Raw genomic sequence first — 24,819 nt, 5'->3', positions numbered from 1 at the left:
AATTTTATGGAGAGTTTGATCCTGGCTCAGGACGAACGCTGGCGGCGTGCTTAACACATGCAAGTCGAACGAGGTGATTGAAAGCTTGCTTTTGAGAACCGAGTGGCAAACGGGTGAGTAACGCGTAGACAACCTGCCGCAAAGATGGGGACAACAGTCCGAAAGGACTGCTAATACCGAATGTTGTCAGATTCCCGCATGGGAGACTGATTAAAGATGGCCTCTACTTGTAAGCTATCGCTTTGCGATGGGTCTGCGTCTGATTAGCTAGTTGGTGGGGTAACGGCCTACCAAGGCGACGATCAGTAGCCGGTCTGAGAGGATGAACGGCCACATTGGAACTGAGACACGGTCCAGACTCCTACGGGAGGCAGCAGTGGGGAATCTTCCGCAATGGGCGAAAGCCTGACGGAGCAACGCCGCGTGAGTGAAGAAGGGTTTCGGCTCGTAAAGCTCTGTTGACGGGGACGAATGTGCGAAATGCGAATAGTTTTTCGCAATGACGGTACCCGTCGAGGAAGCCACGGCTAACTACGTGCCAGCAGCCGCGGTAATACGTAGGTGGCGAGCGTTGTCCGGAATTATTGGGCGTAAAGGGAGCGCAGGCGGGAAGGCAAGTCAGTCTTAAAAGTGCGGGGCTCAACCCCGTGATGGGATTGAAACTGTCTTTCTTGAGTGCAGGAGAGGAAAGCGGAATTCCTAGTGTAGCGGTGAAATGCGTAGATATTAGGAGGAACACCAGTGGCGAAGGCGGCTTTCTGGACTGTAACTGACGCTGAGGCTCGAAAGCGTGGGGAGCGAACAGGATTAGATACCCTGGTAGTCCACGCCGTAAACGATGAATGCTAGGTGTAGGAGGTATCGACCCCTTCTGTGCCGGAGTTAACGCAATAAGCATTCCGCCTGGGGAGTACGGTCGCAAGACTGAAACTCAAAGGAATTGACGGGGGCCCGCACAAGCGGTGGAGTATGTGGTTTAATTCGACGCAACGCGAAGAACCTTACCAGGGCTTGACATTGAGTGAAAGATCTAGAGATAGATCCCTCCCTTCGGGGACACGAAAACAGGTGGTGCATGGCTGTCGTCAGCTCGTGTCGTGAGATGTTGGGTTAAGTCCCGCAACGAGCGCAACCCCTATCATTTGTTGCCAGCACGTTATGGTGGGAACTCAAATGAGACTGCCGCGGACAACGCGGAGGAAGGCGGGGATGACGTCAAGTCATCATGCCCCTTATGTCCTGGGCTACACACGTACTACAATGGGATGGACAGAGAGCAGCGAACCCGCGAGGGCAAGCGAACCCCATAAACCATCTCCCAGTTCGGATTGCAGGCTGCAACCCGCCTGCATGAAGTCGGAATCGCTAGTAATCGCTGGTCAGCATACAGCGGTGAATACGTTCCCGGGCCTTGTACACACCGCCCGTCACACCACGGAAGTCATTCACACCCGAAGCCGGTGGGCAAACCGCAAGGATGCAGCCGTCTAAGGTGGGGGCGATGACTGGGGTGAAGTCGTAACAAGGTAGCCGTATCGGAAGGTGCGGCTGGATCACCTCCTTTCTAAGGATTACAAAGTCTTAGGTCGGAGCATTTGGCTTTTGCATTGTCTAGTTTTGAGAGAATACTCTCTCTAAAAATGAATACCATAATGGGGGCGTAGCTCAGCTGGGAGAGCACCTGCCTTGCAAGCAGGGGGTCAGGAGTTCGATTCTCCTCGTCTCCACCATTATGGGCCTATAGCTCAGCTGGTTAGAGCGCACGCCTGATAAGCGTGAGGTCAATAGTTCAAGTCTATTTAGGCCCACCATTAAAAACAAATGGTATATGTACACTGAAAACTACACAGAAGAAATCAAAATGTATCAATTTTAACCAATGGTCTACACGACAGTGTAAACAGAAGGTTGAACGAACATTTTAGGATTCTAAAGCATAGACATCACAATATGTGATACCTTATAGCAACGAAAGTTAAGCTACCAAGGGCATATGGTGGATGCCTAGGCGTTCCGAGCCGATGAAGGACGCGATAAGCTGCGAAAAGCCATGAGGAGCCGCAAGTAGGCTGTGAGTCATGGATGTCCGAATGGGGCAACCCAATACGAGTTATGTCGTATTACCTAGTTTCTAGGAGGCACACCCGGTGAACTGAAACATCTAAGTAACCGGAGGAAAAGTAATCAAAAGAGATTCCCTCAGTAGCGGCGAGCGAACAGGGAAGAGCCCAAACCGGACGTCTTCGGACGACCGGGGTTGAGGACCGGCATAAAAGGAAGACAATTTAGCTGAAGCTTCTGGGAAGGAGCGGCACAGAAGGTGAAACCCCCGTAAGCGAAAAGTTGTCCAATGGGCCGGTATCCAGAGTACCACGAGACACGTGAAACCTTGTGGGAAGCAGGGTGGACCACCATCCAAGGCAAAATACTACGGAACGACCGATAGCGCATAGTACCGTGAGGGAAAGGTGAAAAGAACCCCGGGAGGGGAGTGAAATAGAACCTGAAACCGTATGTCTACAAGCAGTCGAAGCTCTTTATATGAGCGACGGCGTGCCTATTGAAGAATGAACCGGCGAGTTAATTTATGTAGCGAGGTTAAGTGGAAGACACGGAGCCGAAGCGAAAGCGAGTCTGAACAGGGCGCAAGTTACATGGATTAGACCCGAAACCACAGTGATCTATGCATGGCCAGGCTGAAGCTCAGGTAAAAATGAGTGGAGGGCCGAACCCGTGAGTGTTGAAAAACTTTGGGATGAGCTGTGCATAGGGGTGAAATGCCAATCGAACGTGGAGATAGCTGGTTCTCCCCGAAATAGCTTTAGGGCTAGCCTCAGGCGACACATAAAGACGGTAGAGCACTGATCGGACGCGGGTCTGTAATGGATACCAACTCCAGTCAAACTACGAATGGCTTTATGAGAAGAACCTGGGAGTCAGAATGCGAGTGATAAGACCCGTATTCAAGAGGGAAACAGCCCAGACCGCCGACTAAGGTCCCCAATGCTGTACTAAGTGGAAAAGGATGTAGGACTTCCTAAACAACCAGGATGTTGGCTCAGAAGCAGCCACCATTTAAAGAGTGCGTAATAGCTCACTGGTCGAGAGGCCCTGCGCCGAAAATATCCGGGGCTCAAGTACAGAACCGAAGTCGCGGCATGCGCAAGCATGGGTAGGGGAGCGTTCCATGGGCGTTGAAGGTTGACCGGAAGGACAGCTGGAGCGCATGGAAGTGAGAATGCCGGTATGAGTAGCGAAACGGCCAGTGAGAATCTGGCCCACCGAAAGCCTAAGGGATCCTGGGCAACGCTCGTCGTCCCAGGGTAAGTCGGGACCTAAGCCGAGGCAGCAAGCGTAGGCGATGGACAACAGGCGAAAATTCCTGTACTGCATGGAGTTGTTTGAGGATGGAGTGACGCAGCAAGGAGTCTGAGCTGGCGAATGGAAATGCCAGTCGAAGGCGGTAGGCTGGTGTGGAGGCAAATCCCCACACTGAAAGGCTGAGAACCGATAGATAGATAAATCCTTCGGGATGCATCAAATTCAGACGTACTACACTGCCAAGAAAAGCTTCTAACGAGACGACATGTACCCGTACCAAAACCGACACAGGTAGGCGGGGAGAGAATCCTAAGGTGCGCGGGAAAACCCTCGTTAAGGAACTCGGCAAAATGCATCCGTAACTTCGGGAGAAGGATGGCCAGAGCTGGTGAAGTCATTTACTGATGGAGCTGGAGCCGGCGACAGAAGAGAAGCCCAAGCGACTGTTTACCACAAACACAGGTGCCTGCTAAAGAGAAATCTGACGTATAGGTGCTGACACCTGCCCGGTGCTGGAAGGTTAAGAGGACGGGTCAGCCGCAAGGTGAAGCTCGGAATTGAAGCCCCAGTAAACGGCGGCCGTAACTATAACGGTCCTAAGGTAGCGAAATTCCTTGTCGGGTAAGTTCCGACCCGCACGAAAGGTGTAACGACTTGGGCACTGTCTCAACGAGGGACCCGGTGAAATTGAAATACCTGTGAAGATGCAGGTTACCCGCGACTGGACAGAAAGACCCCATGGAGCTTTACTGCAGCCTGTCATTGATTTTTGGCATGTAACGTACAGGATAGCTGGGAGACGGAGAACTAGAGCCGCCAGGTTCTAGGGAGTCAATGTTGGGATACCAGCCTTTGCGTGTTAGGAATCTAACCCTGAGAGCAACGACCTCGGGGACAGTGGCAGGCGGACAGTTTGACTGGGGCGGTCGCCTCCGAAAGAGTAACGGAGGCGTCCAAAGGTTCCCTCAGCGCGGACAGAAATCGCGCGAAGAGTATAAAGGCAGAAGGGAGCTTGACTGCGAGACAGACACGTCGAGCAGGTACGAAAGTAGGGCTTAGTGATCCGGTGGAATGAGAGTGGAATTGCCATCGCTCAACGGATAAAAGCTACCCTGGGGATAACAGGCTAATCTCTCCCAAGAGTCCATATCGACGGGGAGGTTTGGCACCTCGATGTCGGCTCATCACATCCTGGGGCTGAAGCAGGTCCCAAGGGTTGGGCTGTTCGCCCATTAAAGTGGTACGTGAGCTGGGTTCAGAACGTCGTGAGACAGTTCGGTCCATATCCATCGCGGGCGTAAGATACATGAGGGAAGCTGCTCCTAGTACGAGAGGACCGGAGTGGACGGACCGCCGGTGTACCAGTTGTTTCGCCAGAAGCATAGCTGGGTAGCTGCGTCCGGAAGGGATAAACGCTGAAAGCATCTAAGCGTGAAGCCTGTCCCGAGATGAAGTATCTCATGGAGTAATCCAGTAAGATTCCTTGAAGAAGACAAGGTAGATAGGTTGGGAGTGGAAGTGCCGTAAGGCATGCAGCGGACCAATACTAATAAATCGAGGGCTTATCTTTCAAGACTAAAATGTTTGGCATTGAAATTTCTTCTGTATAGTTTTGAGTAGTACATACTCAACTGAATATCTGGTGACGATAGCTGAGTGGTTCCACCTGTTCCCATACCGAACACAGTAGTTAAGCACTCATACGCCGAAAGTACTTGTCTGGAGACGGACTGGGAGGATAGGGCGTTGCCAGTTTCATGGCGGCTTTGGTGAAGCGGTTAACACACTGGATTGTGGCTCCAGCATGCATGGGTTCGATCCCCATAAGTCGCCCCATTTTTTGATATATAGGGGTATAGCTCAATTGGTAGAGCAACGGTCTCCAAAACCGTAGGTTGTGAGTTCGATTCTTACTGCCCCTGCCATATACACGGAGTGGTACTCAAGAGGCTGAAGAGGACGGTTTGCTAAATCGTTAGGCTGGGTAACCGGTGCGGAGGTTCGAATCCTCTCCACTCCGCCACTTGTAAATTTAGGTCATTGCTAGTGCAATGGCCTTTTTTGCTAATATAATTTAGGTGGGATTGTAGATGATAAATAATGCTCAAATAATTTTGTCGTATTGGCATCTATTGGAATTGTTGAAGCAAGATTCTCTTCCAAAGATGGGAAGGAAAATTAATAAAAATAGTGTGAAAGATATTGAGCTTTTACAGCCCACAGGTGATATCCTCTCACAAGTTATTGCAGCTCAAAAACAGCATAAGATGGATTTTTGCAGTAATATCACATTATATATTGGAAGTGTGATTAGAAATAAATGTGTAGAACGAATTGTTGATATATTGGGGAAAGATATTGATGCGCCTGATAAGAGAAGTAATAATGATATAATTGCATGGGCAAGTATGCAATTTACCGCCAATGGAAAATATATAGATAACTCGTTCTCTTTATCACCGTTATTATGGGCGATAGATTCGTTAGCTAATGATAGGTCATTAGCTTATGATAAATATATGAAGTGTGTTAGTGATTGGGAAATAACGATTCAACAAACTACTTTTTCGAGTACAACTACTAATACAGATAATGACGGTAATATCCAAACAATTGTAAGTTTTTTTCAAAATGAAATATATAGATTACAACAAAAACTATATGATAGATACTTGAAAGATGCATTTGCTAATAATGTGGGAGTGGAAGATTCTTGTATAATTTCCTATAAAATAGCTAATGCATCTCAATATGTCAGTGAAGATGATTATCATGGATTGAGTATGAACTTTTTTGCTGATGATATTGATATGCTCAAGAGAAGTTTAGATTCTAGTAGTGAATTTTGGAAAACAGAAATGGGAAAAGCCATTGTTTCATATATCAATTCACCTACATTCTTAGATGTTGTTGAACGTACAAATCTTGCTTTTAATAAAGCTAATTCTTTATCTAAAAATGAATTATATCATAAACTATTTCCTATTTTAAACGTCAATCATGCACCACAAGCAAAATGGCCATCTAAGTATATGCCAGCATTTATGCAGCAAGTTGCAGTTAATTTATTTACCGTAAATAATAATCAACAATCGATTTTTTCCGTAAATGGGCCGCCGGGGACTGGCAAGACCACAATGTTAAAAGAGATTGTAGTAAATAACGTTGTAGAGCGGGCTAAACTGCTGGCTGAATATCAAAATCCTGATAATGCTTTTGATGTAAGGAATTTCTCTCATGGGCAAATTGATGGGAAGAATGGATATAAAAAATATTATCAATACGTTCAAGGCGGATACTTTGTATTGAAGAATGATAAAATCAATGATTATGGGATTGTGGTGGCATCCTGCAATAATGCGGCAGTTGAAAATATTAGCAAGGAATTGCCTAGAGCGAAAGATATAATTAGTTCTTTTGATAATGATGAAGCCCAGAAACATATAAGAGATCTATTTGATGTCAGCAAATCTTTGTTATATGAAGACTTCGTGGTAAATGGAAAGGTGCAACGGGATAAGGATATTTATTTCTCTAGATTTACCTCTGACTTGCTGGGGACGAAGGATTCGGCGTGGGGGCTGATTGCAGCGGCATTGGGGAAAAAGGAAAATGTAAGACAATTTGCGACGTGTGTACTTAATCCATTGAAGGATAGTTTTTTTTCCTAGTAATAAACTAATCGAAAAACGGCAAGCATCTTATTTGCAGGCAAGAGAGAAATTTTTATCACAATGGGAAAAAGTGCAGAGCATACAAAAACACCTGGAGGAAAACTGCAAGGCTGTTGCTGATTTTTATCATTTGTCCAAACTGGTTAAGGATTCTCAGGATAGAGTGGATAAACTACATCATAGTGCAGAGCAATGGAAAAGAGAGAATTATGCTGTTATTCGTAGCTGGGAGATTGCAAATACTAAGTTATCAAGAATCATGGATTTGCGAGAGGCTTATCAGTATGAAGGCCTAATTTTTAAGCATAGGTGTAAAAATGAACATAATGAACGTATTGATAAATTGATTGCAACTATTGAAAATGAGTCTGATGACAAAAGAGATATACTTTTATTAGAAGAATGGTGTGGATATATTGAGAGTCGCAAGCAGGAAATTTTACAGTCAATATCGGCTTGGAATAATAAGAAGTATCATAGACTTAAAATATTATTTTGGCATATAGAGAAGAATAGAGAATTTAATCACTTTATTGATGAATATGTAGAATATTTGGGGAAAGAACTTGTCGAATTGGAAAAGCAGCGTGAGGAAGTGCTTAACTTACAAGAAAAAATCGAACATGCGAAAGCAGAATTAAAAGACTGTGAAAATGAGTATATTAAACAGAAAAAAATGGTGGAAAGCATAAAAGCAGAGAAGATTTCTTGTTTTGATGATGATTATATGGATGCGCTATTGTCTGATGACACAAAGATCAGCACAAAAGCGCAAGTAGGTAATCCTTGGTTTACCGATGCATATAATCGCGCGCGTGAAGAGCTTTTCTGGCTGGCCATGCAGGTACATAAAGAATTTTTGCTATCATCAAAATGTTGTCGTGATAATCTGATAAACTTAATGTTAATATGGGATGTTTTCAAAGAGAATAATGATCGTATTACATATCATGTTACTGACCGCAAGATGGCTATGCCTGCCTTACTACAAACTTTGAGCTTGCTGGTGCCTGTCATTTCCACAACGTTTGCTGCTGTTGGCCGTTTCCTGCGTGATGTTGAAGTACCAGGTACTTTTGGTACATTGATTGTAGATGAAGCAGGTCAGGCTGAACCGCAGATGGCGCTGGGGGCTTTGTTTCGTGCTCGGAAGGCGATTGTTGTAGGAGACCCCAAGCAGGTAGAGCCGGTAGTCACAGATGAATTAGATTTGCTGAAATCTACATATACGGAAGATTTATACAGAGGATACATTGACAAGAGCATTTCTGTGCAGAAATTTGCGGATACTATCAATGGATGGGGGACATACCTAAATAATGAGGAGGAACACGAAAAGAGAGAATGGATAGGATGTCCACTCTTAGTACATCGCCGGTGTATCAATCCAATGTATGAAATTTCCAATCAAATATCATATGGTGGAATAATGAAGAAGCAAACGGCAGAGCCAAGTGAGGATAAAATGGCGGGCTTTTTGTATTCCAAGTCCTGTTGGTTTGATATTGCAGGAAGTGAAAAAGGCAATAAAGATCATTTCGTGCAAAGACAGGGTGAACATATTGTTGAAATGATGCGACAAGCCTTTCAAAAGTCGCAAAATCCCAATATCTATATCATAAGCCCATTTAACTCTGTAGTTAATGGAGTTAACCTGTTGTTAAAAAACAGATTATCAACGGTGAAAAATATCAGTGAGTGGTGCGATAACAATATTGGCACGGTTCATAAATTTCAAGGTAAGGAGGCTGATGAAGTCATATTTGTACTAGGGTGTGATAGTTCTCCACAAGCAGACGGAGCAGTTAATTGGGTGAATAGTAATATTGTTAATGTTGCTGTTACAAGGGCAAAGTATCGGTTGTATGTGGTGGGAGATAGGAAAGTCTGGAAGAAATCTTATTGGGTAAGGAAAATGATGAATATAATGGAGAAGAAGGGAGTGGAATGATATGAATGAGACCTATAGAAAACAAGTTGCGAATTTTATTCGTAAAAATAATTTGCAAACACTCAGCAAAGTGGATTTTGACAATGGTGGTTTTTATGTTCTTGATAAGGATGACAGCCTGATAAAGATACCTACTAAGGATTTGAATAAATATCTAAAAGTACCTATTGGAACGAAGATAAAAGAGTAATCAAATGTTTGACCAATTCTTGTAGATTGAATGAAGAACTTTGAAGTGCTATAATGATATAGAGGAGAATGAAGCGATGAAGCTATATCATGGTACAGATTTGTTCAGTGCGGAACAGATTCTGCAAAAGGGCATTGACATTTCAGCAGGGCGCAAAGGGTTGGATTTTGGTACAGGGTTCTATGTTACGCCTAGATTGACACAAGCAATAATCTGGGCCAAGGGAACGCTTGCTCCTTGTGTATTGAGTATGGAATTAGACGAAGACGGGTTGATAATCAAGGGATTTGATAAGCCAAACAAGGAGTGGGCTGAGTTCGTGGTAAGAAATCGGCTTAGGCTGCCTGTCTGCGTGGACTATGATTGTGTATATGGACCAATGGCTGACTATGGAGTGTCACGGATGTATGCCAAATATATGGCTAATAAATTGACTGTTGAGCAGGCAATAGAAAAAGTTCGGCAGGATACCAATGGTTGGCAGTGGGTTGTGCTTACAGAAAGAGCAGTAAAAAATGTCCATGACATTAGAAAGGTGGAGATTTGATATGCTGTTTGCGGGACTTAGACTAGAAGTGCGCAGATTCTTTGGGACAATAATGCTGATGCTGGGCGATAGGGGATATTCCCGGGCTGATCGCAAGCAAATGATTCGCAGCAGCGGTCTGATAGAAAAATGTCGGGACTATGACAGTGCTACCTATGTTTTGCATTATAATGTCGAAGATTGGTGTGATTACATGGTTAATGGCAATAAATGGCCGCGCACCCCAGAGGAACGCCAACGATATTCCTGCTGGCATTAAACGGACGTTGGTTGAACTATTGTTATATGTGGATATGAAAAAGACTGGCCAAATGACCAGTCTTTGTTATTTCACGATATGTTTGCCGCCGAGGTATCTTGGTGCCCAGTAATCATCAGACAGGGCATCTACCCTTACTCCCTTGCTGGAGCTGGCATGGATGAATTCGCCATCACCGAGGTATATACCGCAATGGGAGGCGCCGGGTTCGTAGGTGGTGAAGAAGACGAGATCCCCGGGAACGAGTTGTTTGCTGCTATTGGTGCGCAAACCCAGCTTATACTGTTCGTCGGCAGTACGGGGGATATGGATGCCATTTTGGGCAAAGACGTATTGGAGATAGCCGGAGCAGTCAAAGGCTTTGGGGGTGGTACCACCAAAGCTGTAAGGCACGCCGATATAGGAGCGGGCCGTGCGGAGAATATCGCCGACTTTGTTGCGGGCCAGAATGGGGGCGTTATTGGGAGCCAATGGCCCCTGGGGAGAAAGTTTCTCCGGTTGGGGCTTAGGCCTTTCGATATCGGTGCCCCATTTTACTTTTTTGGCTTTTTGCAAAGCGCGCCAGGTGGCGTTGTTGACGATACCGGTGATACGGATTTTGTTGTCCCGCTGGAATTCTGCGACAGCCCGCTCTGTTTCTGAGCCAAAGACACCATCCACGGTGGAAATGCTGTAGCCTACGGACTGCAGTTTCTTCTGCAGGAGCAGTACATCATGGCCGTGGGAGCCTTCCTGCAGTGTGGGGGAGGCCAGGGCCAGCTGTCCGGTCAGCATAAGTGTCAGGGATAGCAGGGCACTTCGCTTTAGAATCCGTTTACTCATCGGCATATCGTCCTTTCTGATTTAGTGTTCCTGTACATGGTCAAGTCCCATGTGCATGAGAATCAGCACATGATCATCGTCCAAAGAATAGAAAGCTTCTTTGCCTGCCTTGCGGAATTTCACCAGCCGGGCCGCACGGAGCACCCGGAGCTGGTGGGAGATAGCGGATTGTCCCATCTTCAGGGATTCGGCTATATCGCAGACGCAGAGTTCGTCTTCTGAGGCCAGTAAGGATAAAAGCTTTATACGGGTTTTATCGCCAAGCACTTTGAATAAGTCTGCCAGTTCCAGGCTGGTATTATCATCCAGCATATGGAGGGAGCAGTTTTTTAATTTATCAGGGTGAATATGGTGGATTTCGCACATGTCGCAGAGATCACCAATCTGTTTATCGGACATAAGATGTCGTTCCTTCCTAAAATAATGCTAATTTACATTATACCATAAATTTTTTCCATTTATTCATGAAATAGGAAGGAAAATTTTCGTCCCGGACTGATATATTCGATCAGGTTCAGTTCAGCTTCATCGATTTGGGCCGCTACGTTTACCCCTGGAGCTGCCTCCTGAGGGAGGCGGCAGATCTGCACTTCGCCCATGCAGGGCAGGTTCTTTTCGTTGTCGATGGTAATGGCTCCGGCAGGGCGGGGGGTAATATTGTCCGGGATGATCCTGTCCGCGAGAAGCTGGCAGCCTTCTTTTGCCCTGACCGCCATTTGGGCGGCATCCTGCCGGGCAGTGAAGATGTGGCGAAGATGTGCCCGCGCCGCAGGATTGGCAGTGAGCCATTTTGCCCGCAGGGTGACGGCTTTGTCGGAGAGCTGGCTGACAAGCTGCATTTCTTCTGAGGTAGGAGGAACATCTCCCAGCAGGATGTAATCAATGCCCAAGGCCACCAGATGGCGGCAGGCCAGCCCTATGCTTTCCTGTCGGTGATTTTCCAGGGTGGGGTGGCCGGCATGGAAGAAGCCGCATCTTCTGCCACTGCCGGGAACAAAGGCGCCTACTCGGATGCCGGCTTTATGCAGCAGCATGGTCTTGCTCACCAGAAAATCTTCGCTGAGGCCGTTGCCGGGGCGGGGATAGAAACTATGGAGCGCGTCAATCTGCTGGAAGTTGGCCTTGAATTCCACCAGAGCCGTGAGCAGTTTGCTGTTCACTTTGGACGCATTGAGTGCCACCCGCAGATGCTGATGATTCCGGGAAAATGCAGCTATCTCCGTTGGCGTGAAGCCATCGGTTAGGCGCAGTGTCTTTATCCCCAGCATGCGGAACATGGAGGGACTGAGTTCCTTCAGTTCCAGTCTCGTCATGGTCCTGGGGGTGATATTGGCTGTAACTTCCATGTTATGTTCCCGGGCGGCCTTTAGGATTACGGAAAGCTCTCCCTTGATGTCGCCAAGGTCGCAGTCGTAGTCCGGCAGGGCGATGAAGAGCCGGTGCAGATTGTGAGCCGCAGCTTCGCCAATCAGGGTGCGGCTTTCCTCGAAGGGGAGACCGAGCCCCGGATAAAGTGAGATACCATTTTCCATAACATATTCCTTCCTTGTCATAGCTATGTGAACAGTGGTGCTTAAACTTATCGTATTAATTCTGTTTTCGCTGACCTTTTTCCTTTTGGCGGCAGGCATAAAAATTTTTTGGGGAAAAGAAGGTTTTTGGCGTCGGGTGTGGAATTAGAAAAGAGCAAGGTATTATAGGTGACATAGATGGGGGTTTTCCTTTTATCGTTAATTGTGAGAATGTTTTGAGGGCAATTTTTAAGATAGGGGAGGAATATAAATGGCAGAGGATGTAAAGAACAGGGAAGAGATCAACGCGCGGCTGTCTTCAGCAATCGAGGAGATTGCCAGCTCCACGCAGACGGTTTATGAAGCTGTCGAGCAGGTGGCCAAGAGTGCTAGTGCCTTGGCAAAAGCAGGCCAGGAGTCTGTGGAACAGGCGAAACTCCTTCAGGAAAAGAACGCCGATACCATCAAGGTCATTGATTTCATCACCAATATTGCCGGTCAGACCAATCTGTTGGGCCTCAATGCGGCAATCGAAGCTGCCCGCGCCGGTGAGCAGGGCCGTGGCTTCGCTGTCGTGGCAGAGGAAGTCCGCAAACTGGCTGAGCAGTCCCGTGAGGCCACGGAGCGCATCCAGTCCACGTTGAATGAAATGAATAAAGCCGTTGAAGGTATTTCCAAGACTATTGAAACCACCGGTTCCATCAGTGAAGAGCAGGCTGCCTCCACGGAGGAGATTACGGCAAATCTGTCCCGGGTAACGAAAGCAGCTGAGGATCTGAAGAAGTTTGTGGAAGCACTGAACTAAAGTATAAAAATAGCCTTTCGTCAGCGGAGGGTTATTTTTTTGCAAAAATCGGCTGAAACATATTGACAAACATGATATTTATCCGTATAATTATGTTCTGTAAGTGACACAGTCACATGGCCCGGTAGTTTAGTTGGTTAGAATGCCGCCCTGTCACGGCGGAGGTCAGGGGTTCAAGTCCCCTTCGGGTCGCCATTTGCCTTTGTAGCTCAGTTGGTAGAGCAGGGGACTGAAAATCCCCGTGTCAGTGGTTCGATTCCGCTCGAAGGCACCACTTGCAATTGATAGACCTTATGTCAGTCCTTGGACGACATAAGGTCTTTTTGTTTCATCTCAGGCAAAAAAGTGAATTAGTTGCAATAATATCAAGGCAAAAACGTGCTTAATATGTTATAATCAATACGGAAGTCATTATTTTGAAAGTTTGCATCCAGAAGGGACGAGGGCAAATGGAGCGGAGCAGCGTTGTAGCGTTGGCCAGTGATATAATACACAAATATTATGAATGCGGCAATACGGATGACATCTGCGAACTGCTGACGGAGGATGCCATCGCTTTTGGCCTGAATTCCCAATATTACGTGTATGGCAAAGAGCAGGTCCTGAAATACTTGCAGGGGAATGTGGAGAAAAGGAATCCTCTGCAGATCCACAAGCTGACTTGCGGCGAGGTGGAAACGGAACAAGGCATCACGGTCCGGGCCAATATTGATTTTGGTATAGACGGGCGCAAGCACAATATGCATCGTGTCATGCTTATGTTCCGGCAGGATGGCGGGGAGTATAAGCTCTGCGGCATCAATGTCCAGCGAGGTTTTGCCAGTTTCTTTTATAAACAGCGTTATGATCGCCTGACGAATCTCTATAATAAAAAGGCTTTTTGCCAGCGGGCGTCGGAAATCATCGAACAGTATCCTGAAAAAGAATTCGAAATCATGCGTTTCAATATCGCCCGCTTCAAGGTTATCAACGACCTGTTTGGCGAGGAGACCGGAGATAAGCTCTTGAAATATGTGGCAGAGTTTCTGACCAGCATTCAGCTGGAGCCATGTGTCTATGGCAGACTCTATGCGGACAACTTCCTCCTGTGCTATCCGACGGAGGGAAAATTGCGGGAACATCTCATTCATTCCCTGCAGATGCTGGCTGTATCCTTTGCCCTGGATTACCGCATTGATTTTTATTTTGGTGTCTATACGGTGCGTGAACGTGACCTTTCGGTGACCACGATGCTTGACCGGGCTGCCATGGGTCTGTTCAAGGCCTCCCGTAACGGGCTGATCGTCTGTGGTGAATATGAAGATGACATGCGGGAAAATATGGTCAATGAGCAGGTCATTGTCAATAATATGAATGGTTCTTTGGAGCGGGAGGAATTTATCGTCTACCTCCAGCCTAAATACGACCTGCATACGGAAAAGATTATTGGGGCAGAAGCACTGGTGCGTTGGATTCATCCCCACCTGGGGTTTATTTCGCCAGCTAAATTTGTGCCTATTTTTGAGCAGAATGGTTTTATCTATCAGTTGGATAAATATGTCTGGGAAAAGACATGTCAGATTCTGCGGGAGGATATCGATGCGGGAAGGCCGGTGCTGCCCGTGTCCATCAACGTGTCCCGGGTGGATTTCTACAGTCCGAATCTGGTACAGGTCTTTGAAGGGCTTATTGAGAAATATAGATTGGACCCGCGGCTATTGGAGTTGGAATTGACGGAAAGTGCCTATGTGGAGAATCCCCAGCAGATTATCGAGATTACCGAGTCTTTGCAGGCCAAGGGCTTTGTGATTCTCATGGATGATTTTGGCAGTGGCTATTCTTCCCTGAATATGCTCAAGGATCTGCCAGTGGATATCCTGAAGATCGATCTGAAGTTTTTGGCTGATTCCCAAGGGGTGGAAAATGGCCGGGCAGACAGCATTCTGAATTCTGTGGTGCGTATGGCCAAGCGGTTGGCGGTGCCGGTGATCGCCGAAGGGGTGGAAACCCAGAAGCAGGTGGATTTCCTGCGGACGATTGGCTGTGAATATGCTCAGGGATATTTCTTCTCGGAACCTGTACCTGTAGAGGATTATCGGGCGCTTTTGCAGAGTGACTATGTGTCAGAGTCGAAAATGTGCCTGTATCCGCCTGATACCAAGGCAGTGTTGACACTATCCCATCAGCTGCATACCCTGATGGAGGAACTCCGGCAGGTAGCACCGGAACGGATTGCTGCCATTGAAAGCAAGCTAAAAGAAGATGCCGCTGCTCTTTTGTGAGCAGCGGCTTTTCCGTGTATTCAGTTTTTGATGAAGTTCATATCGGCGTGGTCGGCTTCGGCCTTCTGGATCATGATTTTGAGGCGTTCGATGTTCTTCTTGTGCCGTTCGATGGCAAAGCCGATGCGGATATGCTCTTCCTCGGTGAATTCCGGATTTTCATAGGACTTTTTGATGCGTTCCAAGCGTTCCTCTACATCACGCAGTTCATCCTGCATGGGCTTGACATGTTGCAGGGCAAAGCCGTAGACGGCCCGGATCTGTTCTTCTACGTACTTGGCATAACCTGGTTCCCCGGAGGCTGTTTCCAGCCGCTTGGCTATATGATAGATGATGTCAAAGGGGGATTCGCCGCTGTGGATCATATTGACGATTTCCATCTTGGCCTGCTGTTCCCGGCCATGGGGCTGGGTAATCAGCGGGTTAAGTTCTTTTTTTGCTTCCTGCTCATCAGACATTGCGGATGACTCCTTCCTGTTTTTTAATCTATGTATTTTCGTGGACATTTATGCTCACAGTATAACATAAAAGTATGAGAAATAAAAGTTTACAAGTTTACGCTCAAAATACAAAAATACCCTTGCCATGTCTTTTGTCTTTGTGCTATAATACGTTTATCGCAAAAGTCGGGGACAACCCGGGTTCATGTTCGTGTAAGATGGAACATGGACTTTCTTTATGTCAAGGTGTGTACACTATGGAAACACAAACGGCATGAATAATAAGAAAAGAGAGTGAACGTGTTATGAAAAGTATGAGCAAAGGCGAAGTACTGACTGTCGGTCTGATGATGTTTTCCATCTTCTTTGGTGCCGGCAATCTGATTTTTCCGCCTGCCCTGGGGCAGGCGGCAGGCTCCCAGAGCATTATTGCCATGCTGGGGTTTCTGATTACAGGTGTTGGTCTGCCGCTTTTGGGGATTACGGCCATTGCCATGCAGGGCGGTAAGTATGTGGAGTTTATGAACCGCAAGACCTATCCGTGGCTGGCTACGGCATTGTTGGTGATCCTGTACCTGACCATTGGCCCGGTATTTGCCGTGCCCCGTACCGGTGCGGTTTCCTTTGAAATCGGTATCCGTCCTTTCCTGACGGAAGAGAACATGAGCATGGGGCAGTTCATCTACACCCTGTTCTTCTTTGCCGCTACCTATTATCTGGCGATGACACCGAACAAACTCATTGATCGGGTGGGCAAGATGCTGACGCCGGCACTGCTGGTGTTCCTGGTGATCCTCTTTGCCAAATCCTTCATCACCCCACTGGGTGAGGTGCTGGATGCTACGGGTGCCTATATCACGGCACCATTCTCCCAGGGCTTTCAGGACGGTTATCAGACCATGGATCTTTTGGCATCCCTGTCCATCGGTACCATTGTAGTCAATGCCATCCGTATGCGGGGCACCACGGATAACAAGGCCGTCAGCAAGATCTGCATTGCTTCCGGTGTCATCACGGTGGTTCTGATGACGATGGTCTATGGTTCCCTGGCCTATATCGGTGCAACCAGCGCCGGCGTGTTGGGCCATGTGGAAAACGGCGGCCAGCTGCTGGCTGGTGCCGTATCCATCTTCTTTGGTCCTGCCGGCAATCTGCTGGTGGCCATCATCATCGCTTTGGCCTGCCTGACTACCTCCTGTGGCATGATTTCCGGTATGGCCTGGTATTTCAACAAGCTGACCAATGGCCGCATTTCCTATGCCCGCCTCGTGCAGATCAGCACCCTGTTCAGTTTTGTGGCCTCTAACATTGGTCTGACGCAGATCATTTCCCTGTCCGTACCCTTCCTCGTAGCTATCTATCCGCTGGTTATCGTGTTCGTGGTACTGTCCCTGTTTGATGGCGTTATCGCTTGGCGTTACAGCGTTTACCGCATGGCCATCAATGTGACGTTGATCTTTGCCGTGCTGGATGGTTTGGCCGCTGCCGGCATCAAGTTCCCGGCCCTGACCGCTGTGCTGAGTGCCTATGTGCCCTTCTACGATATCGGCATGGGCTGGTTCGTACCGGCTCTGGCCGCAGCCGCTTTGGGCTGGCTCGTATCTGAGGTGCGTGGCGCCAAGGAACATGAAGCTCTGCCTGCAGAATAATCTCTTAATAGTTCGGAATGTCCGTTGACAAAATGTCAACGGACATTTTTTATAAATTGCAGTTTGTCAGTGCGTTCGTGCTGAAGGTATCCCGTTCATACGCAGTCAGGGGTTCACGGGGGAGTACTTTTTCTGTTTCCGCTAAAACGACCCTATCGGCAATTTTCGAGCTGTTTAGCCAGAGGGCGCCGGGCAAGACCGGCGGCGCGTCTTTCAGCGTGCTTTCTGGTAACTGCCTGCCTCGGGCCGGCCTTCGCTGACGCTCAGGCAGTCGCTCCCACAGAAAAAGCACTCCCCCGTTCGCCCCCAGCCACGTTTTTGGCAATCGGCACGAACCCGGTTCTCCCGTAGCAAGATCATCGATGTGCTTGTATCCTCCAGCCGGAACATAGCAGCATTGACAAACGTAACTCTGGGTGGCGGTGGGGATGCTTTTTCGCCGGCGGAACGACTGCCTGAACGAAGTGAAGGCTGGCCCGCAAACAGCATTTGCTGGATGCTTCGTTGATGGACGCGCCGCCGGACTTGCCCGGCGCAGGTTACTAGAAGACGCGTACTTCTGCTGGCGGGACATTTAGTGAAGCGGCGAAAAAGTATTCCCACCGTCGCCCCACTGCTCTGTAACAAAAGCGTTCAGGCTCGCATTGACAAACTGCAATTTGTTCGCAGTTGCTTTTTTTATGCGTTTTGATTTGCTAAAATGAAGGTATATTCTTGAAGAAAGCTGTGATGGATATGAATAAAGAAGTACAGGATTTATTGGATTTTATCAAGGCGGCGCCCACGCCCTATCATACGGTGCAGGCGGCGGCAGAGAAGTTGGCCGGGGCTGGCTTTGTGGAGCTGTCCCTGACGGAGAAATGGCAGCTGCAGTCTGGCGGGCGGTATTTTGTCAAGGTGTTTGATTCCACTTTGCTGGCTTTTGCTGTAGGGCAGGAAGCTGGCCCCTTGCGTCTGGCGGCAGCCCATACGGATTTTCCCTGTTTCCGTCTGAAGCCCCAGGCGGGCATGGTCAAAGAGGGCTATGGCGTCCTCAATGTGGAAAAATACGGCGGTCTGATGCTGCGTACCTGGCTGGACAGGCCTTTGGCCTTGGCGGGAAAAGTGGCTCTGCGCGGAGCGGATCCCTTTCAGCCGGAAGTGCGGCTGGTGGATTTCAACCGGCCCTTGTTGACCATTCCGAGCCTTGCCATTCATATGGATCGGGAGGTCAATGAAAACGGCAAGCTCAATGCCCAGAAGGATATGCTGCCTTTGGCTTCCATGGGTGGGGAAGAACTGAAGACAGAATTCTTCATGGAATGGCTGGCGGGTGAAATGGGAGTTGACCCGTCAACAATTCTTTCCTATGAGCTTTCGGTCTATCCTTATGAAGAAGGCTCTGTCTGCGGTTTGCAGGAAGAATTCGTTTCCTCGCCGCGTTTGGACAATCTGACCTCCGTGGTGGCCTGTCTGGAAGGGATCATGGCAGCAGATAGTCACTGTGCCGGTTTGCGCATGGCGGCACTCTTCGATAATGAGGAAGTGGGCAGCCGCACCAAGCAGGGCGCCGGCTCTTTGGTGCTGCTGCAGACCATCGAGCGGATTTATCTGGTATTGGGCAAGGCGAAGGAAGATATGCTGGCTGATATTGCGGGCGGCTTCATGCTCTCGGTGGATGTGGCCCATGCCTTGCATCCGAACTTTGCGGATAAATGCGATCCTTCCCATAAGCCCGTCTTGGGCGGCGGCGTAGTGCTCAAACAGGCAGCTTCCCAGAGCTATGCCGGCGATACGGAAGCCGTGGCCATCGTGCGGGGATTGTGCGAAGCAAAGGACATAAAATGGCAGCACTTCGTCAACCGCAGCGACAGCCGTGGCGGCTCCACCTTAGGCTCCATTGCCTCTGCACTCGTGCCCATGCGCACCATGGATATCGGCGTGCCCCTGCTGGCCATGCACTCGGCAAGGGAGACCATGCACGGGGAAGACCAGCGGGCTTTGGATAAGCTGTTGAAAGTATTTTGGGCTTAAATTTGATTTTGATGAAAAAAGAATGGAGGAAGATGAATATGGGCATCAAAAATATTGGCTTTATCGGCACGGGGATCATGGGGGCGGCCATGGCGGGGCATCTTCTTGATGGGGGATTTGCTGTCAGCGTCTATAATCGTACCAAGGCAAAGGCTGAGGGGCTGCTGGCCAAAGGTGCTAAGTGGTGCGAAAGTCCAGGGGCGTGTGCCCAGGGGCAGGATGTGGTGATCACCATTGTAGGCTATCCTAAGGATGTGGAGGAAGTCTATCTGGGGGCGAATGGTGTGCTGGCCAGCGCCAGCCCTGGGACCTATGTGGTGGATATGACTACGTCCTCGCCGTTATTGGCCGAAAAGATTTTCAGAGTAGCGCAGGAAAAAGGAATTTTCGCAGTGGATGCGCCTGTGACCGGCGGGGATGTGGGGGCAAAGAATGCCACCCTATCCATTCTGGTGGGGGGAGAGGAAGCGGCCTTTACTGCCTTGCAGCCGGTGTTTGCGGCGATGGGGAACAATATCGTGCATATGGGCGGTGCCGGGGCTGGGCAGAAGGCCAAGGCCTGTAATCAGATTGCCATTGCGGGAGCCTTGGCTGGCGCCTGTGAAGCCTTTGCCTATGCTCAGGCTTCGGGGCTGGATATCGAGAAGACATATCAGGCGATTTCCCAGGGGGCGGCAGGCAGCTTCCAGATGAACAATGTGGTGCGCCGGGGACTATCCGGAGATTTTGCGCCGGGATTCATGCTGAAACACTTTGGCAAGGATCTGGCCATTGGCACGGAGACCTCTGCTGCCTATGGAGCCGCTCTGCCGGTATTGGGACAGGTGCTCAGCCAGGTGCGGCAGCTGGAACGGCAGAAGGAAGGAGATAAAGGCACTCAGGCATTGCTGCACTATTATGGCTTGGATAAGCAGTGAAAATAAATAACATCGTAAAAATCCATGTAAATATTTATATAAATATTTACATGGATTTTTTTATATGATATTATAAAAATGGACATATGACCTTTATTTTTGCATAATAATAGGCAAATAATAAAAAAACGTACGAAAAACTATTGACTTGTTTTAGGTATAAGATTATAATGATACACATAAATCTGAAAAATATATAAATAAATGGCCAAATATTTATATACCTAATTTGACATCAATAGGGGAGGTAAAGGATAATGAAAAAGTCAGGAATATTACATGCCCAGTTATCGGCTTGTGTGGCCGCTCTTGGTCATAAGGATCTCTTTATGGTAGGGGATGCGGGAATGCCGATTCCGCCGGGAGTCACGGTGATTGATTTAGCTGTGACGAAGGGGGTACCCACGTTCCAGCAGGTGATGGATGCGCTGCTCACGGAAGCTGCCGTGGAAGGCTGCTATCTGGCTGAGGAGATCGAGGAGCACAATCCGAAGCTTCATGGTTACATCAAGGAGAAACTGGGGGATGTAGAATATGAGTATATGCCCCATGATGACTTGAAGAAATTATCCGCCAAGGCCCGGTTCGCCATCCGCACCGGTGAGTTCACGCCGTATCCCAATGTCATCCTGCGGGCGGGGGTTGTCTTTTAACAGGAGTGAATGCGCGTGAAGGTCAATATCAAGAAGATCAGTGAATTATCGGGATTTTCGCCGGCAACGGTGTCCAATGCCCTCAATAACAAGAAGGGCGTCAACCATGATACGGCCATGCAGATCCTGGCCATTGCCAAGGAATATGGCTATATCACGGAAAACAAGATCAAGAGCATCAAGCTGGTGATTTATCACGATTCGGGGAAAATCCTTTCCGATGCCCCGTTTTTCAGCAATCTTCTGGAAAGCGTCACGAATGCCTGTCGGGAAAATGGCATGGAGGCGAAATTGGTGAACCTCTATCGCCATGATGCTGATTATGCCCAGCAGGTGGAACTCCTGCTCGAAGATCCGTCGGCGGCCCTGCTGCTGGTGGGGACGGAGCTCAATGAACGTGATGCACAGGCCTTTGCGGCAACGGATATCCCTTTGGTGCTGTTGGATTGCAATTTTGCTGACCTGCCATTCCACAGTGTGCTGATGGAAAACAGCAGCTCCGTGGAGCGGGCGGTTTCCTATCTGGTGTCTTTGGGGCACAAGCGGATCGGTTACCTGCAGGGGGATGTAGCATCTCCCAATGGTGGCGAACGCTATCAAGGCTATAAGCAGGGGCTGATTCGGCACGATCTGGCGTTGGATAAGAAATACGTGTTCAGCCTGCCGGTATCCATTACCGGGGCCTATGAGTATTTCGACCAATTGCTGGAGAAGGGGGCGGAGCTGCCCACGGCTTTTGTGGCCTACAATGATATGGTGGCTCTGGGCGTGATGCAGGCCTTGCAGAAACATCAGATCCGCGTGCCCGAGGATGTGTCGGTGATCGGCTTTGATGATATCGAATTCAGCCGGGTATGTGCCCCGGGCCTTACGACCATCCGGGTGCATACGAAGGAATTGGGGGAACTTGCCGTGCAGAAACTCTTGCAGCTGGCGAAGAATCCCCGCAGCATCCATACGAAAACCCAGATGTATACGGACTTTGTCGTCCGTGGCAGTACGGCACCACCTGCCGCACAGTAAATGTAATTTTAGGAGGTATACCAAATGCTGTTTGGTAAGCGTAACGATATTGAACAATACGACAATGGTTATATCAGTAAGATTCCGGTGTTCCAGTTTATTTTGCTGTCCTGTCTGGTGCCCCTGTGGGCGGCAGCAGCCAGCCTCAATGACGTGCTGATCACGCAATTCAAGAGCGTGTTCGCGCTGAGTGACTTTGCGTCTGCACTGGTGCAGAGCGCCTTCTACAGCGGTTATTTCTTGATTTCCATTCCGGCCTCCATGGTCATCCGCAATACGACCTATAAGACGGCCATCCTCTGCGGCCTCGGCTTCTATATCGCCGGTTGCAGCCTGTTCTTCCCGGCTTCCCATATGGCAACGTATACCATGTTCCTTGTGGCTATCTTTGCCATTGCCATCGGTCTGGGCTTTCTGGAGACCTCGGTCAACACCTACAGCACCATGCTTGGCCCCCAGGAAACGGCTACCCTGCGCCTGAACATCAGCCAGACCTTCCAGCCGCTGGGCTCCATTGCCGGTATCCTTCTGGGCAAGTATCTGATCTTCCAGGAAGGCGAGTCCATGGCCAGCCAGCTGGCCAGCATGGATGCCGTGCAGGCCGCCGCCTACAAGATGGAAATGCTTCAGCATACCTTGGAACCTTACCATATCATGATCTATATCCTGCTGGGTATCTTTGCGCTGTTTGCGGTGACGGCTTATCCGAAATGCAAGGTCAAGAGTGCTTCTACGGAAGGCGTGCCCAGCATTGGCAAGACGCTTTCCTATCTGGCTGGCAATGGCCGCTTCAAGCGCGGCATCGTGGCTCAGTTCCTCTATGTGGGCATGCAGGTGGCTGTCTGGTCCTTTACCATCCGTCTGGCCCTGCATCTCGACCCGACCATCAATGAACGTGCCGCTGCCAATTACATGGTGGTAAGCTTCATCTTCTTCTTTGTGGGCAAATTCATTGCCAACTTCCTGATGACCAAGTTCTCCGCCAACAAGGTTCTGGCTCTCTATGCTGCCATTGGCGTGCTGGATATCTTCGTGGTGGCTTTCGCTCCGGGCATGGCCGCTATCTACGGTGCCATCTTCGCCAGCTTCCTCTTTGGCCCCTGCTGGGCAACGATTTACGCCCGCACGCTGGATGCCGTGGAAAAGAAGTACACGGAAACGGCTGGTGCCATCATCGTCATGTCCATTATCGGCGGTGCTTTCGTGCCAGCGATTCAGGGCTATGTGTCCGATATCACTGGTTCCATGCAGCTTTCCTTTATCATCAATGTGGTATGCTTTGCCTTCATTGCCTGGTACTTCCATAAGGAAGCTCAGCTGGAAGCAGGCGAGGAGCTGGAACTGGCCCATCAGAATTAACGGATACAGATTTTAGGTAGAAACAGAGAGGGATTGTTCATGGAAAAGGTATTAGTTGTCGGCAGTCTGAATATGGATTTTGCCGTTTATATGGACAGAAGACCACAGGCCGGGGAAACGGTCATGGCCCAGGGCATGAAGCTCGTGCCCGGCGGCAAGGGGGCGAATCAGGCCTATGCGCTGGGAAAATTAGGCGCGGATACATCCATGATCGGTGCTGTCGGTGACGATACCTTCGGACAGCAGATGTTGGCCAATCTGGAACATGTGTCTGTGGATACGGCAGGCATCAAACAGATTGCCGGCGTGGAAACAGGCAAGGCCTTCATCGAGATTGAAGACAGCGGTCAGAACAGCATCAGCGTGATTGCCGGCGCCAATGCCTCCGTTGATGAAGGTTTGGTGCTGGCGCAGGCCGAACGGTTTGCTAAGGCCGATGCCGTGGTCATGCAGCTGGAAATACCTGTGCCGTCCGTGATTGCCGCCGCCAAGCTGGCGAAAAAGCATAATAAGACCGTGGTGCTGGACCCGGCGCCGGCCCGGGCTGATCTGCCTGATGAACTCTGGGCCCAGGTGGATATCACCAAGCCGAATGAAACGGAACTGGCCCTGCTGACCGGACTGCCCACCAATACGGAAGAAGAGGTGGTGACGGCAGCCAGATCCTTGATTGCCAAAGGCGTGAAAAATGTCCTGGTGACGTTGGGGGGCGATGGCACCCTGCTGGTCAATGACAGCACTGTGCAGAAATTCCCTGCTTACAAAGTAAAAGCTGTGGATACCACCGCCGCCGGTGACTGCTTCCTGGCCGCCTTTATGAGCAGATTCGATGGTGAAAACTTTGCCACCGCTGTAGATTTTGGTGCCAAAGCTTCCGCTATCGCCGTAACCCGGCAGGGAGCACAGACCTCCATTCCAACGGTGGAAGAAGTTGAGAAATTTAATTAGAAAATAATTTCATATAACAAAGACCCGCAGCTTGTTCAGCATGCGGGTCTTTGTTATATGATCCTTCATCTTATATACTATCTTGTGCTTGTAGTTATGATATTTTTAGGAATAGTGGGCTATCTTTTTATATCATCCCGTCTTTTTGCCATGAAAATATGCACCATATCGCTGATGTATTCACAATCCCTTGGCTCTATGTACTGGCCATCCAGGGTCAGCTTGCCGTTGCGCAAAAAGTCACATAGGTCAAAGGTCGGTTCGTAGTCCAGGGAGTTGTCAATCTCCAACAAGTAATCGGCAGAAACATTGAACAACCTGGCCAGACTTCGGATCGTTTCCAGATTCGGTTCCAATGCATCCCGTTCTAATTTTGAGTATTGGGATTGGTTAATGCCTAATCGCTCTGCTACGTCTGCCTGCAGCATTTCCTGATGTAATCTTAGTCCTTTGAAGCGAGCCATCCGGCCATAACC

Annotated in this window: 19 protein-coding genes, 7 tRNA genes and 3 rRNA genes; 24 read left to right on the top strand and 5 right to left on the bottom strand. The window is 48.9% G+C overall.

The features are described 5' to 3' along the window. The first annotated feature begins 3 nt into the window (after nucleotides 1–3). From SELR_RS12890 to SELR_RS12830, 13 genes are all read left to right on the top strand, one after another. A 16S ribosomal RNA gene (locus SELR_RS12890) occupies nucleotides 4–1,564 on the top strand. Nucleotides 1,565–1,654: 90 nt separating this feature from the next. Then, a tRNA-Ala gene (locus SELR_RS12885) sits at nucleotides 1,655–1,730 on the top strand. 4 nt (nucleotides 1,731–1,734) lie between these two features. Next, nucleotides 1,735–1,811: transfer RNA gene (locus SELR_RS12880), tRNA-Ile, on the top strand. Between the two features lie 162 nt (nucleotides 1,812–1,973). Further along, a 23S ribosomal RNA gene (locus SELR_RS12875) occupies nucleotides 1,974–4,891 on the top strand. Between the two features lie 68 nt (nucleotides 4,892–4,959). Next, a 5S ribosomal RNA gene (rrf, locus tag SELR_RS12870) occupies nucleotides 4,960–5,076 on the top strand. Together the 16S, 23S and 5S rRNA genes with 5 tRNA genes alongside form the textbook arrangement of a ribosomal RNA operon. 5 nt (nucleotides 5,077–5,081) lie before the next feature. After that, nucleotides 5,082–5,157: transfer RNA gene (locus SELR_RS12865), tRNA-His, on the top strand. 13 nt (nucleotides 5,158–5,170) lie between these two features. Further along, nucleotides 5,171–5,246: transfer RNA gene (locus SELR_RS12860), tRNA-Trp, on the top strand. 7 nt (nucleotides 5,247–5,253) lie between these two features. Next, a tRNA-Ser gene (locus SELR_RS12855) sits at nucleotides 5,254–5,344 on the top strand. 67 nt (nucleotides 5,345–5,411) lie between these two features. Continuing rightward, on the top strand, nucleotides 5,412–6,992 hold the full coding sequence (locus tag SELR_RS12850) for a DNA helicase (RefSeq protein ID WP_014425656.1): 1,581 nt from the start codon (nucleotides 5,412–5,414) through the stop codon (nucleotides 6,990–6,992). A 34-nt stretch (nucleotides 6,993–7,026) separates the two neighbouring features. Continuing rightward, entirely contained in the window at nucleotides 7,027–8,946 is a 1,920-nt protein-coding gene (locus tag SELR_RS12845) for a DEAD/DEAH box helicase (protein ID WP_014425655.1), read from the top strand. Between the two features lies 1 nt (nucleotide 8,947). Beyond that, entirely contained in the window at nucleotides 8,948–9,136 is a 189-nt protein-coding gene (locus SELR_RS12840) for a hypothetical protein (protein WP_014425654.1), read from the top strand. Nucleotides 9,137–9,212: 76 nt separating this feature from the next. Then, the gene (locus tag SELR_RS12835) at nucleotides 9,213–9,683 is read left to right on the top strand and encodes a DUF3990 domain-containing protein (RefSeq protein ID WP_014425653.1); all 471 of its coding nucleotides are present in this window, start codon (nucleotides 9,213–9,215) and stop codon (nucleotides 9,681–9,683) included. Nucleotide 9,684: 1 nt separating this feature from the next. Then, the gene (locus SELR_RS12830; protein ID WP_014425652.1) at nucleotides 9,685–9,942 is read left to right on the top strand and encodes a hypothetical protein; all 258 of its coding nucleotides are present in this window, start codon (nucleotides 9,685–9,687) and stop codon (nucleotides 9,940–9,942) included. 66 nt (nucleotides 9,943–10,008) lie between these two features. On the opposite strand, the gene SELR_RS12825 is transcribed toward SELR_RS12830, so the two are convergent. The 3 genes from SELR_RS12825 to SELR_RS12815 form a co-directional block, all read right to left on the bottom strand. Next, a complete protein-coding gene (locus SELR_RS12825; protein WP_014425651.1) occupies nucleotides 10,009–10,764 on the bottom strand; it encodes a C40 family peptidase in 756 nt (251 codons plus the stop codon). Between the two features lie 21 nt (nucleotides 10,765–10,785). Next, nucleotides 10,786–11,076 carry an ArsR/SmtB family transcription factor gene (locus SELR_RS12820; RefSeq protein ID WP_041914814.1) on the bottom strand — a complete coding sequence of 97 codons (291 nt, stop codon included), beginning with the start codon at nucleotides 11,074–11,076 and terminating at the stop codon, nucleotides 10,786–10,788. A 146-nt stretch (nucleotides 11,077–11,222) separates the two neighbouring features. Beyond that, nucleotides 11,223–12,296: a DUF871 domain-containing protein gene (locus tag SELR_RS12815; protein ID WP_014425649.1), complete on the bottom strand. Its 1,074-nt coding sequence runs from the start codon at nucleotides 12,294–12,296 to the stop codon at nucleotides 11,223–11,225. Between the two features lie 250 nt (nucleotides 12,297–12,546). On the opposite strand from SELR_RS12815, the gene SELR_RS12810 reads away from it, so the two are divergent. From SELR_RS12810 to SELR_RS12795, 4 genes are all read left to right on the top strand, one after another. Continuing rightward, nucleotides 12,547–13,080 (top strand): methyl-accepting chemotaxis protein, encoded by a 534-nt coding sequence (locus tag SELR_RS12810; protein WP_014425648.1) that lies wholly within the window; start codon nucleotides 12,547–12,549, stop codon nucleotides 13,078–13,080. A 118-nt stretch (nucleotides 13,081–13,198) separates the two neighbouring features. Then, a tRNA-Asp gene (locus tag SELR_RS12805) sits at nucleotides 13,199–13,275 on the top strand. A 3-nt stretch (nucleotides 13,276–13,278) separates the two neighbouring features. Next, a tRNA-Phe gene (locus SELR_RS12800) sits at nucleotides 13,279–13,354 on the top strand. Nucleotides 13,355–13,529: 175 nt separating this feature from the next. Next, nucleotides 13,530–15,341 carry an EAL domain-containing protein gene (locus SELR_RS12795; RefSeq protein WP_014425647.1) on the top strand — a complete coding sequence of 604 codons (1,812 nt, stop codon included), beginning with the start codon at nucleotides 13,530–13,532 and terminating at the stop codon, nucleotides 15,339–15,341. A gap of 20 nt (nucleotides 15,342–15,361) precedes the next feature. On the opposite strand, the gene SELR_RS12790 is transcribed toward SELR_RS12795, so the two are convergent. Further along, entirely contained in the window at nucleotides 15,362–15,799 is a 438-nt protein-coding gene (locus tag SELR_RS12790) for a hypothetical protein (RefSeq protein ID WP_014425646.1), read from the bottom strand. A 287-nt stretch (nucleotides 15,800–16,086) separates the two neighbouring features. On the opposite strand from SELR_RS12790, the gene brnQ reads away from it, so the two are divergent. From brnQ to rbsK, 7 genes are all read left to right on the top strand, one after another. Then, a complete protein-coding gene (gene brnQ, locus SELR_RS12785) occupies nucleotides 16,087–17,430 on the top strand; it encodes a branched-chain amino acid transport system II carrier protein (protein WP_014425645.1) in 1,344 nt (447 codons plus the stop codon). Between the two features lie 735 nt (nucleotides 17,431–18,165). Further along, nucleotides 18,166–19,443, top strand: a complete 1,278-nt coding sequence (locus tag SELR_RS12780) for a M18 family aminopeptidase (protein WP_041914811.1) — start codon at nucleotides 18,166–18,168, stop codon at nucleotides 19,441–19,443. Nucleotides 19,444–19,487: 44 nt separating this feature from the next. Further along, on the top strand, nucleotides 19,488–20,360 hold the full coding sequence (locus SELR_RS12775; RefSeq protein ID WP_041914810.1) for an NAD(P)-dependent oxidoreductase: 873 nt from the start codon (nucleotides 19,488–19,490) through the stop codon (nucleotides 20,358–20,360). 257 nt (nucleotides 20,361–20,617) lie between these two features. Further along, the gene (gene rbsD / locus SELR_RS12770) at nucleotides 20,618–21,013 is read left to right on the top strand and encodes a D-ribose pyranase (RefSeq protein ID WP_014425641.1); all 396 of its coding nucleotides are present in this window, start codon (nucleotides 20,618–20,620) and stop codon (nucleotides 21,011–21,013) included. Nucleotides 21,014–21,028: 15 nt separating this feature from the next. Beyond that, the gene (locus SELR_RS12765; protein ID WP_014425640.1) at nucleotides 21,029–22,036 is read left to right on the top strand and encodes a LacI family DNA-binding transcriptional regulator; all 1,008 of its coding nucleotides are present in this window, start codon (nucleotides 21,029–21,031) and stop codon (nucleotides 22,034–22,036) included. Nucleotides 22,037–22,060: 24 nt separating this feature from the next. Then, entirely contained in the window at nucleotides 22,061–23,395 is a 1,335-nt protein-coding gene (gene fucP / locus SELR_RS12760) for an L-fucose:H+ symporter permease (RefSeq protein ID WP_014425639.1), read from the top strand. A gap of 39 nt (nucleotides 23,396–23,434) precedes the next feature. Beyond that, nucleotides 23,435–24,343, top strand: coding sequence for a ribokinase (gene rbsK / locus SELR_RS12755; protein WP_014425638.1), 909 nt, complete (start codon nucleotides 23,435–23,437; stop codon nucleotides 24,341–24,343). Between the two features lie 119 nt (nucleotides 24,344–24,462). On the opposite strand, the gene SELR_RS17920 is transcribed toward rbsK, so the two are convergent. Then, on the bottom strand, nucleotides 24,463–24,807 hold the full coding sequence (locus tag SELR_RS17920; RefSeq protein ID WP_050992778.1) for a helix-turn-helix domain-containing protein: 345 nt from the start codon (nucleotides 24,805–24,807) through the stop codon (nucleotides 24,463–24,465). Nucleotides 24,808–24,819: the final 12 nt, after the last annotated feature.

This window comes from Selenomonas ruminantium subsp. lactilytica TAM6421, from assembly GCF_000284095.1.
GTDB lineage: Bacteria > Bacillota > Negativicutes > Selenomonadales > Selenomonadaceae > Selenomonas_A > Selenomonas_A lactilytica.
The sequence above is the reverse complement of the archived record's forward strand: the minus strand, read 5'-3'. Positions and strand labels throughout refer to the sequence as shown.